Source organism: Ruegeria sp. HKCCD4315, from assembly GCF_013112245.1.
Taxonomy (GTDB): Bacteria; Pseudomonadota; Alphaproteobacteria; order Rhodobacterales; family Rhodobacteraceae; genus Ruegeria.
Map to the genome: position 1 here is coordinate 850,664 of NZ_WVRN01000002.1, position 14,783 is coordinate 865,446.

General features: G+C 57.3%; 14 protein-coding genes. 5 read left to right on the plus strand and 9 right to left on the minus strand.

Annotated features, from left to right (window positions below; all coding sequences use genetic code 11):
- Positions 1 to 12 precede the first annotated feature (12 nt).
- Together GS646_RS21635 and GS646_RS21640 are read left to right on the plus strand one after the other, a co-directional pair.
- Positions 13 to 1,686, plus strand: a complete 1,674-nt coding sequence (locus GS646_RS21635) for a BCCT family transporter (RefSeq protein ID WP_171648010.1) — start codon at positions 13 to 15, stop codon at positions 1,684 to 1,686.
- A gap of 58 nt (positions 1,687 to 1,744) precedes the next feature.
- A complete protein-coding gene (locus GS646_RS21640) occupies positions 1,745 to 2,128 on the plus strand; it encodes a carboxymuconolactone decarboxylase family protein (RefSeq protein ID WP_171095340.1) in 384 nt (127 codons plus the stop codon).
- A gap of 103 nt (positions 2,129 to 2,231) precedes the next feature.
- Here GS646_RS21640 and GS646_RS21645 read toward each other — a convergent pair whose 3' ends face one another.
- Together GS646_RS21645 and GS646_RS21650 are read right to left on the minus strand one after the other, a co-directional pair.
- Positions 2,232 to 3,356 carry an amidohydrolase gene (locus GS646_RS21645; protein WP_171648008.1) on the minus strand — a complete coding sequence of 375 codons (1,125 nt, stop codon included), beginning with the start codon at positions 3,354 to 3,356 and terminating at the stop codon, positions 2,232 to 2,234.
- A complete protein-coding gene (locus GS646_RS21650; RefSeq protein WP_171648006.1) occupies positions 3,349 to 4,359 on the minus strand; it encodes a pyridoxal-phosphate dependent enzyme in 1,011 nt (336 codons plus the stop codon). The genes GS646_RS21645 and GS646_RS21650 overlap by 8 nt, the downstream gene beginning before the upstream one ends.
- Before the next feature lie 86 nt (positions 4,360 to 4,445).
- Between GS646_RS21650 and GS646_RS21655 the strand changes: the two genes are divergently transcribed.
- On the plus strand, positions 4,446 to 4,922 hold the full coding sequence (locus tag GS646_RS21655) for an Lrp/AsnC family transcriptional regulator (protein ID WP_371732123.1): 477 nt from the start codon (positions 4,446 to 4,448) through the stop codon (positions 4,920 to 4,922).
- A gap of 86 nt (positions 4,923 to 5,008) precedes the next feature.
- Here GS646_RS21655 and GS646_RS21660 read toward each other — a convergent pair whose 3' ends face one another.
- The 6 genes from GS646_RS21660 to GS646_RS21685 form a co-directional block, all read right to left on the minus strand.
- Complete coding sequence (locus tag GS646_RS21660; RefSeq protein WP_171187526.1) at positions 5,009 to 5,986, minus strand: CoA ester lyase; 978 nt, start codon at positions 5,984 to 5,986, stop codon at positions 5,009 to 5,011.
- Between the two features lie 17 nt (positions 5,987 to 6,003).
- Entirely contained in the window at positions 6,004 to 7,299 is a 1,296-nt protein-coding gene (gene glyA, locus GS646_RS21665; RefSeq protein WP_171679265.1) for a serine hydroxymethyltransferase, read from the minus strand.
- Positions 7,300 to 7,377: 78 nt separating this feature from the next.
- The gene (locus GS646_RS21670) at positions 7,378 to 8,349 is read right to left on the minus strand and encodes a D-glycerate dehydrogenase (protein WP_171187155.1); all 972 of its coding nucleotides are present in this window, start codon (positions 8,347 to 8,349) and stop codon (positions 7,378 to 7,380) included.
- Positions 8,349 to 9,236, minus strand: a complete 888-nt coding sequence (gene sucD, locus GS646_RS21675; RefSeq protein WP_171187157.1) for a succinate--CoA ligase subunit alpha — start codon at positions 9,234 to 9,236, stop codon at positions 8,349 to 8,351. Before sucD ends, GS646_RS21670 begins: the two co-directional genes overlap by 1 nt.
- Positions 9,236 to 10,432 carry a malate--CoA ligase subunit beta gene (locus GS646_RS21680; RefSeq protein WP_171187159.1) on the minus strand — a complete coding sequence of 399 codons (1,197 nt, stop codon included), beginning with the start codon at positions 10,430 to 10,432 and terminating at the stop codon, positions 9,236 to 9,238. The genes sucD and GS646_RS21680 overlap by 1 nt, the downstream gene beginning before the upstream one ends.
- A gap of 28 nt (positions 10,433 to 10,460) precedes the next feature.
- The gene (locus GS646_RS21685) at positions 10,461 to 11,702 is read right to left on the minus strand and encodes an aminotransferase class V-fold PLP-dependent enzyme (protein ID WP_171187161.1); all 1,242 of its coding nucleotides are present in this window, start codon (positions 11,700 to 11,702) and stop codon (positions 10,461 to 10,463) included.
- A 219-nt stretch (positions 11,703 to 11,921) separates the two neighbouring features.
- On the opposite strand from GS646_RS21685, the gene GS646_RS21690 reads away from it, so the two are divergent.
- Complete coding sequence (locus GS646_RS21690; protein ID WP_253746657.1) at positions 11,922 to 12,551, plus strand: response regulator transcription factor; 630 nt, start codon at positions 11,922 to 11,924, stop codon at positions 12,549 to 12,551.
- A gap of 115 nt (positions 12,552 to 12,666) precedes the next feature.
- Positions 12,667 to 13,512 (plus strand): TauD/TfdA family dioxygenase, encoded by an 846-nt coding sequence (locus tag GS646_RS21695; RefSeq protein ID WP_171187163.1) that lies wholly within the window; start codon positions 12,667 to 12,669, stop codon positions 13,510 to 13,512.
- On the opposite strand, the gene GS646_RS21700 is transcribed toward GS646_RS21695, so the two are convergent.
- Positions 13,509 to 14,777: a cytochrome-c peroxidase gene (locus GS646_RS21700; protein ID WP_171187165.1), complete on the minus strand. Its 1,269-nt coding sequence runs from the start codon at positions 14,775 to 14,777 to the stop codon at positions 13,509 to 13,511. The genes GS646_RS21695 and GS646_RS21700 overlap by 4 nt on opposite strands.
- Positions 14,778 to 14,783 lie beyond the last annotated feature (6 nt).

The window sequence follows — 14,783 nt, forward strand, 5'->3', positions numbered from 1 at the left end:
GGAGGACACCCAATGCCAATAAAACCACCCGTCACCGACCTACCCATCAAAACCGCCGACAGCGGGTTCTACCGTGGTTTCACAAAAGACGTGACCATCACTGCCAAGCTGCTGATTGGTGCCCTCGTCATTTGGGCCGTGGCCTTTCCTGACAATGCCGCTTCGGTTCTGTCCGGATTGAATTCGTTGATCCTGGCGTCGTTCAACTTCTGGTACGTCTATGTGATGGCCTTCTTCTTCCTGACCTGCATCGTTCTTGCGATCCTGCCGGTGTCGGGGCGCATGAAACTTGGCCGCCCGGAAGACCAACCTGAATTCTCGCGCTTTTCATGGTTTTCGATGATGTTCGGGGCGGGCATCGGTATCGGGATGCTGACCTATGCAACCGGTGAGCCGATCTATCACTTCCAAACCAATCCAGACATCATCCAAGGCCTTGCAGAAGGATCCACGCAAGAGGCCGTGCGTTCGGCCTATAAATGGTCGTTCTCACATTGGGGCCTGCACGCGTGGGCCAGCTATGCCATCGTTGGCCTTGCGCTGGCCTATTTTTCGTTCCGGCGCGGCCTGCCGCTGACCATCCGGTCGGCGCTGACACCGATCTTCGGAAAATCGCTGTCCGGCCCGTTGGGTCACGTCATCGACGTAGTTGCCGTTGTCGCCACCGTTCTGGGTGTTGCGCAGACGCTTGGCTTTGGCGTCAACCAGTTCATTGCGGGGCTGCATCGGATCGGTTTCGGGGACTGGCTTCTGACCGACGCGGGTGATCCGACCAAAGTGGCGATCGCCGTCGCGCTGTTGATCATTGTCGGTGCGTCCACACTGTCGGCGTTGTCCGGAGTAGGAAAAGGCATCAAATGGCTCTCTAACATCAATATGGCGCTCAGCTTTGCATTGCTTGCCTTCTTCTTGTTCTTCGGCTCGACCTTTTTTGGCCTGCAGGCGCTGTTTGTCGGCATCTACGACTACCTGATCGCAACACCAGCCCTCTTGTTTACCGTCTGGAACAGCGACGGGGTGGATGGATCGGTCGCAAGTCAACTGGCCGGATGGCAGGGCGGCTGGACCGTGTTCTATTGGGCTTGGTGGATTGCATTTGCACCCTTTGTCGGCGTCTTCCTGGCGCGCATTTCCAAGGGCCGAACCATTCGCGAATATGTGCTTGGCGCGGCAATCGTACCGTCCGTCATGTGCTTTGTCTGGTTCGCCCTGGTTGGCGGTACAGCGATCGAGCTTGAGCTTTCGGGCGTCGCGGACAATGCAATCATTGGCACCGGGCTTTCGGATCAGCTTTTCGCGACCCTTTCGGTCATGCTGAGCGAAACCATGGCCTGGGTGTTTGCGATCATGGTCGTCGTGCTGTTGCTCACCTACCTGGTAACCTCGGCGGACTCGGCGGTGCTGATCATCAACACCATCAATGCCGCTGGCGACGAAGGCCCCAAGGCGCGGCCGCACATTCTGTTCTGGGGTGCTGCCCTGGCGCTGGTCGTGGGCGCATTGCTGATGATTGGTGGCCTCGGGGCGATCCAGACAGCCATGATCATCGGCGCATTGCCATTCAGCGTGGTCATGGTTCTGATGGGAATTTCGGTCCTCAAAGCAATCTGGCGGGACAGCCAGCGCGAAAAGCTGGGCCTGTCGGTCTTTGACGAAGAAGAGGCCGAAGCGACCCCGGCAGAATAATCAAACCCATCCGGGCCGGTCATAGTACAGGCCGGCCCGTTCACCAAAGGAGAACGAAATGGACGACAACTTGTTCGAACACGGCCTGAAACAGCGCAAATCCACGCTGGGTGCCGAATATGTTGAAAAGAACCTTGCAGCCGCGGATGACTTCACCCGCCCCTTCCAAGAGGCCATGACAGCATGGTGCTGGGGTTTTGGCTGGGGCGACGACACGATTGACCACAAGACACGGTCGATGCTGAACCTCACCATGATCGGCGCGCTGGGCAAGATGCATGAATGGGAAATTCACTGCAACGGCGCTCTGAACAACGGCGTGACCAAAGAAGAAATCCGCTCGATCATTCACGTGATCGGCATCTATTGCGGTGTCCCGCAATCGCTGGAGTGTTTCCGTGTCGCTCGCAAGGTGCTGACCGAACGCGGGTTGCTGGACTAAGCTCGCGTCACAATTTCCTTCACTTCAGTTAAGGGGTCCTCGCACACAGTCGGGACCCTTTTCCTTTTTGAAAAGGATCACCAGAGCGGCAACCGCGCCAGACTCAAAAACCGCGCTGCGCAAGGCTGGTCCAGAACGCAATTCCGTATCTGATCGCTTCATCGTTGAAATCATAGGACGGGTTGTGAAGCGGCATTGCATTGTTCCCTTCCAACCCGTTTCCCATGAGAATAAACGCGCCAGGGCGATGCATGAGAAACTCGGCAAAATCCTCCGAGAAGCCAACTCGGCCAAATTCAGCATCAAGCGTCCCAACTTTGCCAGCTGCGTCCGAGATCGCATCAGTGGCTCTGGCATCGTTTATTAAAGGACGAAACGATGTGGAGTAATCGACCTCTGACACCGCACCCTGTGCCGCACTAACCCCGTCGACAATGGCGCGCATTCTGCGCTCGATGCATTCCGACACATCTTTGGAAAACCCCCTGCAATCCCCGCGTATGGTGACATTGCTCGGCAGGATGTTGCGTGCACCGTCTGTCAGGAATTCTGTAATTGAAACCACGCCATGTTCCCGGGGCGGTAGGGAACGCGAAACGATAGATTGCAATTGCATGACAATCGCCGCCCCGGTCACGATCGGATCGACGCCCTTCTCTGGCATGGAAGCATGACCCCCCTGCCCCTGAATGCGGATTTCAAAATTGTCCTCGAATGCGCAGAAAGGCCCCGCCTGGGTCGCGAAATACCCAAGCTCCATTCCCGGCATGTTGTGAAGCCCAAAGATTGCAGACATGGGGAATCGTTCGAACAAACCGTCAGCGATCATCGCGGTGGCCCCATTTCCGTTCTCTTCATCCGGCTGGAAAATGAAGTGAACGGTCCGGTCCAACGATGTGTCCGCAGCAAGCGACAAAGCAGCACCAAGCAGCATTGTGCTATGCCCGTCATGACCGCAACCGTGGAACTTGCCCTCTGTTTTCGACCGGTAGGGCAAATTGGTCATTTCGTGAATTGGCAGCGCGTCCATGTCGGCACGAAACCCGATTGCGGTCTCACCAGGACCACGGCGCAAGGTGGCAACAATTCCGGTTCGACCCACGCCTCGGGTGACTTCGAGCCCGGCGCGGTCCAACTCGGCCGCGATCAAATCGGGGGTCCGGTCAAGGTCGAACCCGGTTTCCGGATGGGCATGAAGATCGCGACGAAACGCAACAAGATCAAGCATCAGAAACGCCCCCTTCGGACAAGATGACCAATGGCAAATCATCGTCGCCCTCAAGGCAGGCGGCAAGCCCGGCTGCTCCGGATGGCGTTGTCGAGAAACCCAAATCCAAGGCGCTGTTTACAGCGTTCTGAGCCTGTTGGTCACTGATTGTAACCCAGTCATCTGCACAGCGCTTCAAGATATCCAAAGCCAGCATGGATGGCGTTTTGCAATCCAAACGCCCCATATTTGAAACGGGCCCTTCAACCGTAAGGATTTCTCCGGCTCGGGCGCTTTCCTTCAGACAGGGTGCAGCATCTGGTTCAACAACTATGATCTTTGGTTGCACTGGCCAGTTGGACCGGATCATATAGGCAATGCCCGCGGCCAGCCCGCCAACACCCGCCTGCAGGTACACGTGGCTCGGCCAATTTGCGTACACTTCTAAATCGTGGCGCATTTCTTCAGCAATGACAGTATAACCCTCCATCACCAATCGCGGAGGCTCGGTATATCCCGGCCACGACCCATCGGCGAGGTGAATGGCACCGGTTGCTTCGGCGTCGGCGATGGCTGCGGCGACGCTTGCTTCATAGTCACTGCCGGATCGAACAACATCTGCGCCTTTCGCCCGAAGACGAACGGCAAACTCTTCGGGGACTGTTTCGGCAAGATGGATGCGTGCCGTTGCACCAAAGAGCTGCGCCCCAGCGGCCACGGCCATGCCGTGATTTCCTGCGCTGGCGCACACAAAAGTCATTGATCGCGCCGCGTCCTTTATGGGATCGCTCAGAAAGGCGCTGGGGGTCAAAGAACGACCAACACGCGCTTCGATCAGCTTGGCAACAGCGTAAACACCGCCCAAAGCTTTGAACGCACCCAGGCCCATCCTGTTGGTTTCATCCTTGATCAGGATCGTTCGCCCCTTGAAACTGCGGGTTTCCAATGGGCTCGGTTTATATGCAGGACATTCCGCCAGCAGCGCCAGCGGCTTTGCCACATCGAGTTTGTTACTGTTTTCCATGATCAGAGTTTTACGCACAAGCTGTGATCGATTATGGTCACATTTACCGATTTTTCGGGAAACTTTTTCACATCAAGGAAATCTTTGTGAAACTCGACCAATTTGACCTCAGCCTGCTGCACCTGATGCAACGTGATGCCAAAATGGGGCTGGAAGCGCTTGCATCCGAAACAGGCTTATCGGTCGCATCCGTTCAAAGGCGCCTGAAGGCGCTCAGAGCTTCTGGTGCCATTCACTCGGAAGTGGCAATCGTCGACCCGAAAAAGTTGGGCTTTGCAATGAGCTTAGTTGTCATGGTCGAGTTGGAACGCGAACGCCAGGATCAGATCGACGCTTTTTCGCGACAGGCACAGGCCGAGCCAAGGGTGCAGCAGTGCTATTACATCACAGGTGACGCGGACTTCTGCCTGATCTGTACGGCGCGTGATATGGATGATTTTGAAGAGCTTACCAAAAAGCTGTTCTTCGACAATTCAAACGTCCGCCGGTTTCGCACCTCTGTTGTGATGGGGCGAAAGAAAGTCGGTTTGGGCATTCCTTTAAGAGATCAGGACACAGGTTAGGGCCAAATGCGTTTCCGGTATCGGTGGGAGGCAAAGACCAAGATCGCGCGTGCGCATTTGATTTGGTCTTTGCCCTGTCACTTCATTTACGCCGCCGCAATCTGGCTTGCTTTCTCAACCAGCACTTCCGCTTGGCGGATTGAGGCGTAGTCGATCAACCGGCCGTCCAAAGATACGGCTCCTTTCCCATCCGCTTCGGCCTCGGCCATGGCGACAAGAATGCGCTGAGCCTTGGTCACTTCGGCGTCGGACGGCGACATAACTTCGTTTGCCAAGGCAATCTGGCTGGGGTGAATTGCCCATTTCCCTTCGCACCCCAAAACAGCAGCACGTTTGGCGGCAGCTTTATAGCCGTCAGGGTCCTGGAAATCTCCGAACGGCCCGTCGATTGGGCGCAGGCCGTTGGCGCGGGCAGCGACCACCATACGCGCCAGCGCATAGTGCCACATGTCGCCCCAATGTGTCAGGCGGCCCCCATCGGCATCCGCATCGGTCAGCACTGAATAATCGGGGTTCACACCGCCGATAATGGTCGTGCGTGCACGTGTCGACGCCGCATAATCGGCAACTCCAAAATGAAGGCTTTCGTTGCGCCTAGAAGCGGCAGCAATCTCGCTTACGTTTTGCATACCCAGCGCAGTTTCGATGATGTGTTCGAACCCGATCCGCTTGTTGTAACCCTTGGCATCCTCGATTTGCGTGACCAGCATATCAACAGCATAGACGTCAGCAGCGGTTCCAACCTTGGGGATCATGATCAGATCCAGCCGAGCGCCAGCCTGTTCAACAACATCCACCACATCGCGGTACATGTAGTGGGTGTCCAGCCCGTTGATGCGTACCGACATGGTCTTGTTGCCCCAGTCGATGTCGTTCAACGCCTGAATGATGTTCTTGCGGGCCTGTTCCTTTTCGTCCGGTGCGACGGCATCTTCCAAATCCAGGAAGATAACGTCCACATCCGATTTTGCCGCTTTTTCAAACATTCCGGGCTGGCTGCCGGGAACGGCAAGCTCGCTGCGGTTCAGACGGGCTGGGGCTTGTTCAATAGAATGAAAACTCATGTGTTGGGTCCTTGGCCTTACAAGTTCGGATAGATTGGGAAGCGGGCGCAGAGGTCTGCGACCTCGGCTTTGACCTTGGCTTCGACGGCGCCGTTGCCGTCTTCGCCATTGGCAGCCAGGCCGTCGACCACTTCGATGATCCAATCGGCGATCTGGCGGAACTCGACCTCGCCAAAGCCGCGGGTGGTGCCGGCGGGTGAGCCCAGACGGATGCCCGAGGTAACGGTCGGTTTTTCGGGGTCAAACGGTACGCCGTTCTTGTTGCAGGTGATATGCGCCCGGCCCAGAGCCTTCTCGGTCGCATTGCCCTTCACGCCTTTAGGGCGCAGGTCGACCAGCACCACATGGGTGTCGGTGCCATGGGTCACCGTGTCCAGACCGCCCTTGATCAGCTGGTCCGACAGCGCTTGCGCGTTGGTAATGACCTGCTGGATATAGGTTTTGAACTCGGGCCGCAGGGCTTCGCCAAAGGCCACGGCCTTACCGGCGATCACATGCATCAGCGGGCCACCCTGAATGCCGGGGAAGATCGCCGAATTCACTTTCTTAGCGATATCTTCATCATTGGTCAGGATCATACCCCCACGCGGTCCACGCAAGGTCTTGTGGGTCGTCGTGGTCGCCACATGCGCATGCGGGAAGGGGCTGGGGTGCTCACCCGCCGCAACCAGACCGGCGAAATGCGCCATGTCTACGTGCAGATAGGCACCCACCATGTCGGCGATCTGGCGCATGCGGGCAAAGTCGATCTGGCGCGGGATAGCCGAGCCGCCGGCGATGATCAGCTTGGGCTGGTGCTCTTTCGCCAGCGCCTCGACCTGATCATAGTCCAGCATGTTGTCTTCTTTGCGGACGCCGTATTGCACCGCGTTGAACCACTTGCCCGACTGGTTCGGGCGCGCGCCGTGGGTCAGGTGACCACCGGCATCCAGGCTCATGCCCAGAATGGTGTCACCGGGCTGGATCAGCGCCTGGAACACACCCTGGTTGGCCTGAGAGCCCGAGTTCGGCTGCACGTTGGCAAAGCCGCAGCCAAACAGTTCCTTGGCCCGGTCGATGGCCAGGTTCTCGGCAATATCGACAAACTGGCAACCGCCATAGTAGCGCCGACCGGGATAACCTTCGGCGTATTTGTTGGTCATCACCGAGCCCTGCGCTTCCATCACGGCGGCAGAGACGATGTTCTCGGACGCGATCAGCTCGATCTCGTCGCGCTGACGGCCCAGCTCGGACGTGATCGAGCCAAAAAGCTCAGGGTCACGGTCCGACAGGGACTGGGTGAAAAATCCGTCTGTACGGTGCGGCGCATTCACGGGTCAAATCTCCTGTGTAAAGGGGTCGATGAGGTCCTGAGGGCCGCATCGACAAATTCGATTGGTACGTTGGGTGGGTCAGATCACCCGATCGCGCGGCTCTCGGCCTTCAAAGAAGTCACTCAGGTTATCCAAAACCCTGAACCCCATTGCCTCGCGCGCCTCGCGGGTGGCGCTGCCAAGATGCGGCAGCATCACGAGGTTGTCGCACTGCAGCAGATCTGCACAGATACGGGGTTCACCATCGAACACATCCAGTGCTGCACCGCCGATCATGTCGAACATAAGCGATTGGACCAGCGCCCGTTCGTCGACGACTTCACCACGCGCCGTGTTGATCAGGAATGCGTCAGGTTTCATGAGGTCCAACCTGCGCGCATTGATCATGTGGCGGTTCGCAGCCCCACCGGGGCAATGAAGTGAGACGAAATCGCATTGCGGCAACAACTCATCAATTGACGTGACCTGAGTGGCATTGCACCGCGCCAATACAGCCGGGTCCACCGGGCTGCGGTTATAGACCAGCACGTCCATGCCAAAGCCGTGATGCGCACGGCGGGCCATCTCCTGACCGATGCGCCCATAGCCGATGATGCCAAGCGTCTTACCGCTGACTTTGGTCCCCACCAGATGCGTGGGTCGCCAACCGGTCCAGTTTCCGGCGCGCAACTCGCGTTCGCCTTCGCTGGCGCGGCGGGCCGCCATCAGCAGAAGTGTCATGGCAATGTCCGCCGTGCACTCGGACAGAACATCGGGCGTGTTCGTCACGGTCATACCCAGTTCGCGGGCAGACGGCTCACAGATATGGCTGTAGCCCACTCCATAATTCGCAAGGATTTTTGTCTGCGCGCCAGATACGTCCAGCGCCTCGGCGCTGAGCGTATCGGTTACCGTAGGCAAGACCGCGTCATAGGATTTCAACGCCTGCCGGATTTCGGACGGGGACAAAGGTTTGTCCCCGGTGTTCAGCACGGTGTTATAGTTCTCGGCCAACTGCGCCTCGACGGCAGCAGGCCAGCGGCGGGTCACAAGAACCGAAGGTTTGACCATCACGCAGCCTCCATCACACGCGCAATTGTTTCACCAATCACGGCAGGGTTTTCCGCCACGGTCACTCCAGCGGCAGACAGGATTTCGACCTTCTCGCTGGCGCTTTCGCCAAAGGCCGAGATGATCGCACCTGCATGGCCCATGGTCCGCCCTTTCGGAGCAGTCAGGCCCGCAACATAGGCGATCACCGGTTTGGTGATGTGGTCACGAATATACTCTGCCGCCTCGGCTTCCTGCGGGCCGCCAATCTCACCAATCATGGCGATGACATGGGTGTCTTCGTCGTCTTCGAACCGTTGAAGGATGTCCTTGAACGATGACCCGTTGATGGGGTCGCCCCCGATCCCGACGCTGGTTGAAACACCAATCCCGCGCTCTTTCAGCTGCGCTGCGGCCTCATAGCCCAGCGTGCCAGAGCGACCGATGATCCCGACATGCCCCGGCAGGTAGATGTGACCCGGCATGATCCCCAGCAACGCTTTGCCCGGCGAAATGGTGCCCGCGCAGTTCGGACCGGTCAGAACCATACGTTTGTCCTTGGGGTAACGGTACATGTAACGTTTCACCCGGATCATGTCTTGCGCCGGGATACCGTCGGTTATGCAAACGCAGTACCGGATACCGGCATCCGCTGCTTCCATGATCGAATCCGCTGCAAAAGGTGGGGGAACGAAAACAAGGCTGGCATCTGCGCCGGTCGCCTCAACGGCTTGTTTGACGGTGTCAAAAACCGGAACGCCTTCGACGGTTTCACCTCCCTTGCCGGGAACGACGCCACCTACGACATTCGTGCCATATTTCAGCATGTCTTTGGTGTGAAACCGCGCCATCCGGCCGGTGATGCCCTGTACGATGACACGCGAGTCGCGATCGAGAAGAATGCTCATTACACAGCCCTCATCTTGGTGCCTTGGGTAAGGTCGTTTTTCCATGCGCCCACGGCGCGTTCTGCCGCTTCCATAAGTGTTGTGGCGCGAATGATCGGAAGGCCGGACTTGGCAAGGATTTTCTGGCCTTCTTCGACATTGGTACCAGCGAGCCGGACAACGACCGGAAGGTCGATATCCAATTCTTTCAGCGCCTGAACGACGCCCTCGGCCACCCAATCGCAGCGGTTGATGCCTGCGAAAATGTTGACGAGGATGGCCTGGACATTGGTGTCCGACAGAACGAGCCGAAACGCCTTGGCGACCCGTTCTGGCGAAGCCCCGCCCCCAATGTCGAGGAAGTTTGCAGGCTCACCCCCTGCCAGCTTGATCGTGTCCATTGTGGCCATCGCCAGACCGGCGCCATTGACGATGCAACCGATGTTTCCGTCCAAACCCACGTAAGACAGCCCCCGGTCCGCCGCACGGCTTTCGCGCGGGTCTTCCTGGCTTTTGTCGCGCAGTTCGGCGATCTGCGGGTGGCGGAACAGAGCGTTGTCGTCAAAGCTCATCTTTGCGTCCAACGCCAGAACGCGGTCGTCGCCGGTGATGACCAGCGGGTTGATCTCGACCATGGTGGCATCCAAGTCGCTGAACGCGGCATAGCAACCCTGCAGTGTGCGCACCATCTGCTGGATCAGCTTGGGTTCAAGACCAAGCTTGAACGCAATTTCACGCGCTTGGAATTCCTGAAGCCCAACTGCCGGTTCCACAATGGATCGCACGATGCTGTCCGGACGGTCGGCCGAGATATCCTCGATTTCCATACCACCCTCTGACGAGGCAACAATCATCACCCGCTGGCTGGATCGGTCCAGAACAAAGCCCAGATAAATCTCGCGATCAATCGGCACGGCGGCTTCGACGTAAACGCGGTAGATCCCTTTGCCTTCCGGCCCCGTTTGATGCGTGACCAGCTTACGACCGAACAGGTCATCGCAGGCCTGATAAATCTCGTTTTCAGTGTTGCACAGCTTGACCCCTCCGGCCTTGCCGCGCCCACCCGCATGGACCTGCGCTTTGACGATCCATTTGTCACCGCCCAGCTCGCGCGCCCGATAGGCCGCCTGTTCCGGGCTGTAGGCAAGCGCGCCCGCAGGGACGTCCACCCCGAAATTGGAAAGAAGTTCTTTCGCTTGGTACTCATGAATATCCATCTGCAATCCTCCCGTTCATGCAGTGTGGTTAAGCAGCGATTGAAGTGCCGTAGCGGCTTTCAAGCAAAGCCTCGATCGCATCTCGATCAACCTCTCCGCCAAGCTCGCGCAGGGCTTCGGCGAACAGACGTACGATCCGGCTGACCGCGTCGCGGTTCAACTGATTGAGGATTCCGATCCGTACCTGTACCGGAGCGCTGAGAGTCGGCCAGATGCCAAATCCCCGTGCGCGGCAGTTCTGGACCAGCTCCATCTCACGCCCCGCCAGTTCCGGCGGCAGGTTCAGAACAACAAGGCTGGGCATGTCCGATGTCACTTCGCAGCCCATTTCGATCACCGCATCGCGCAGAACCTTCTCATGAGTGCGGTAGGCCATGGCCCGCTTTGCCAGGCTTTCTTGCAGGGTCAGTCGCAGGGCTTCGTGGAACGCCGCAACGGCGTATCCCGAATGCGTCCGGTGATAAGTTCCCTTCTCTACGTCTTGCCCATCGACAATGCCCCAATGGCGCGCTTCAAAGATCGGATTGTGAACATAGGAGTATGCACCTGACGCCTTCAAACTTTCGATATAAGCATCCGTAAAGCTGACCGGCGCGTAGGTCAGCGGCAGACAGCACAGACCTTTTTGCGGGCAAGACGCCCACCCGGCGATCCCGGGGTACTCGTCAATTGAAAAATCATCCGCACCCAACGACGAAACCGCGTCGATCAGACCCATGACACCATTGCGTTCACAGGCGTCCGAAAAGCCGCGCAGATCGTTGACACGCCCGGATCCGGTTTCCCAATGCGCCATGAACGCCCATTTGGGCTGGTGCTCAGACAATGCAGCGTCAACCAGTTCACATGTCACCGGCTGACCGTGCGGAACCTCGATCACGGTGACACTGGCGGCTTGCGGGTCAAGCGGGTTGGATGCGTGTTCTTGAGGTGTAGCTGCCTTGATCCGCAGGGTCAGAGCGTCGATACCCGAGAATGTCCCGTTGGCAAACGCCACAACCTTGTCGCCAGGCATGACGGCAGAGAACATAGCGTCCAGAGCGCTCCAACCGGTGCCTGCGACCGCAAAAGTATAGGTGTTGGACGTGCCCCAGATCTTTCGCAGCATGTGTTTGCACTCGATCATGCCCCGCAGAACGTCACCCTGCATGTGATCCGCCACGCCTGCGCTGCTGAAGGCGCGCAGGACACGGGCGTCGGTGTTGCCCGGTCCCGGGCCAGCGGCCAGAGTCTCGGGGATCTCAAGAGGAGGGAAAATCTGAAACGTCATCGTCTGTCATCCTCGGCGTTGGTCGGGCTCTTGGACCCGTCATGTTTCGTTGCCGGACAGAAAACGCCGCCTTGCGCAATGACGCAACGTAACTTACTACTGCTTTAGGATGGCCAAAAGGATGGGGAATTTCCCACCAGAATTGGTAAAAATACCAAGGTATACTGAGTTTTCACCTACCCGTTTGGGTAGTAAATTGCGAAAGTTGGGTAAAAACAGATGATTGGCGCGCCAGGTACCCCTATTGATGTCATGCTGGCAGACGGCAATCCGCTGGTTCTGTCTGCCATGTCTGAAATCTTTGAACGCGACCCGCGATTCTCGTTGGTGGCGACGTCAGCCACCGCCGAAGGGTTCCTGGGAACCGTCATGCGAGTTCCGGTTCAGGTCGGGGTGGTCGACTGGAACCTCCCGGTGCTCGGAGCAGCAAAGCTGATCGAGGTTCTCCGAGAACAGGCCAATGCTCCACGGTTTGTGGTGTATGGGGATGTCACCAGCGAAACGCCGCGGCTGGCCATGCAAGCCGGGGCTGCCGGTTTCGCAGCGCGATCCGGCGAGGTCGAAGGCTTGCTTGAAACCTGCGCCGATGTGGCGGCTGGCAAAATGGTCTTTCCATTCATCGACGTTCGGAAAATGCAACAGGACCCAATCCAAAGCCTGTCCCGCAAAGAACGCACCATTCTTGAAGCCTTGGCCCAAGGCATGTCAAATCGGGACCTTTCAAAAGAGCTTCAGATTTCGACGAATACGGTCAAATTTCACCTGTCCAATATCTATGACAAGCTGGCCGTGAAAAACAGAACTCAGGCCATAGCGTTTTACTATTCGTCCAGATCCGCACTGGATTAGGACCATGGTCCGAGGTCTGCTGTCCAGAATGCCCAGCGGCGCAGTGCTCACTAATTCCGTTTCTCCAAAGCCCAATCGTCCTTTATCCTGATCTTGAAAAAGCAGGAGCACCCCGATGGACATCACACCCCTCACCGGCGGCTTGGGCGCTGAAATCGACGGCGCCGATATTCGAGACAGCGGGCAATTCCCTGATATCCACCAAGCCTTTGCCAAGTATTCCGTTATCGTCTTAAGGGGTCAAACTGCCACCCCTGAAGACCATCTGAACTTTGCTCGCAGCTTCGGCGCGATCAACGTCAACCGTTTCTTCAAACCGGTTGATGGCCATCCCGAGATTGCGACGGTACTCAAAGAAAAAGACCAGAAAGAAGCGGTGGGTGAAGGGTGGCACACCGATCATTCCTATGACGAAGCGCCAGCCATGGGATCAATCCTGCATGCGATTGAGATGCCGCCCTATGGAGGAGACACGCTGTTTGTGTCTATGGCAGCCGCGTATGAGGCACTCTCGGCCCCAATGCGTCAGTTTCTAGACGGGCTGACTGCTGTGCATTCTTCACGTCACGTCTTTGGTGCCGCCATACAAGACAGCGAAGCCGCCAAGAGCGGTCGATTAGGCAACGCAGACGCCGCAACACAAGATGCGCACCATCCCATTGTCATCACACATCCACTCAGCGGGCGTCGTGGTCTTTTTGTGAACCCTGTCTTCACAACGCACATCGAAGGGCTCAGCAAAGACGAGTCTGATGCAATTCTTGGGATGCTGTACGAGCACTGCAAACAACCCGAGTTCCAATGCCGCGTGCGCTGGCGCGCGGGCGACATAACGATGTGGGACAACAGAGCCACATGGCACAAGGCAATCAACGACTATCACGGTTTTCGACGCCTGATGCACCGGGTCACGGTTGAAGGCGTCGCGTTGTCCAACCCTGCTGAAAACAAGGACAGCTAAGGAACAAATCCACTGGGCACGCCAAAAATCGGTGCATCCACACTGGAACCTGTCAAAGCGTCCATAAAAGCGATCAGATTCTGGATTTCCATGTCCGAGAGTTCAATCGGATCAATGTCAGTTTTGCTGCGTTGACGTTCCATTTCCAGTCGATCATCCCAAACCAGAAAGTCAGCGTCGTGCAACCACGAAACCTCGGGCAACCCGGCCATATCGGGCGTCCAGGCATCCAAACTTGCCTGAGGGTTAAGATGATGGCGGATGACGCTTTCAAGGTCAGGGAAAGCCCCGTTGTGACCGTAAGGGGCCGTCAAAGCAACGTTGCGCAACATGGGGGTGCGAAACCTGTAGGCATCTTCCAACCGATTGCTTTCACCCATACGACCAACGTCACGCGCATACGGATCCCATTGACGGGTTCGACCCGGACCAAAAGGAGGAATGGCCAAAGCATGGAATTCCTGATCGGACATCAACGGTCCCGCGTGGCACGCGGAACAGTTTGCCTTACCATAGAACAGATCCATCCCGTCTTTTTGAACGGTTGATAACGCATTCATGTCCCCAGCAAGATAGCGATCAAATGGGCTGTCGGTGCTCCTCCACTCGATGGCCATGAACGCGGCCAAAGCGTTGGCGATATGGGTGATTGTGATGTCTTCCGTGGTTTCAATCTCATCAAATGCTGCGACCATTGCCGGGCCGTAATGGGGATCCGTTCTTACGCGTTTGGCAAGGATCGGCCACCCCTTGTCGATCCGATCGTGGACGGCCCCGGTGACTTGGTTTTCGGCCACGTTACCGGCCATTTCGAATTGCGAGGTCAGCGGAAAAAGCGCTTGCGCAGCGAGTAGTGAGTTTAAGCCTTCAGGTAACCATTCCTGAGCGGGTGAGTTGAACCCGTTGCCGTAGACATCCGAGATGCTCAACCGGCCATCGTGAAACACCGTGTGGATGTCTTTTGCCCCTAGGTTCCAAAGCCCCGGCGAATTTCGGGGAATGCGTTTTCGAATCCTGTCTGCACCGATGCCGGGTGTGCGCTCTGGCCCCAACCCCTGTCCGCCTTCTCCGATGCCCAGCGACACCCCATCCGAGGTACCGAAGTCCGGGTGGTGGCAATGGGCGCAGGATATGTTTCGATTGCCCGACAGGATCGGATCGTAAAACAGTTGATGACCGATGGCGGCCTGTTCCATATCAAAAGGCAGGAAGTCATCATCTGTCAGAGGGCGCGGCACATCCTGTGCCGCAGCGCTCCCGGCCAAGAGGAA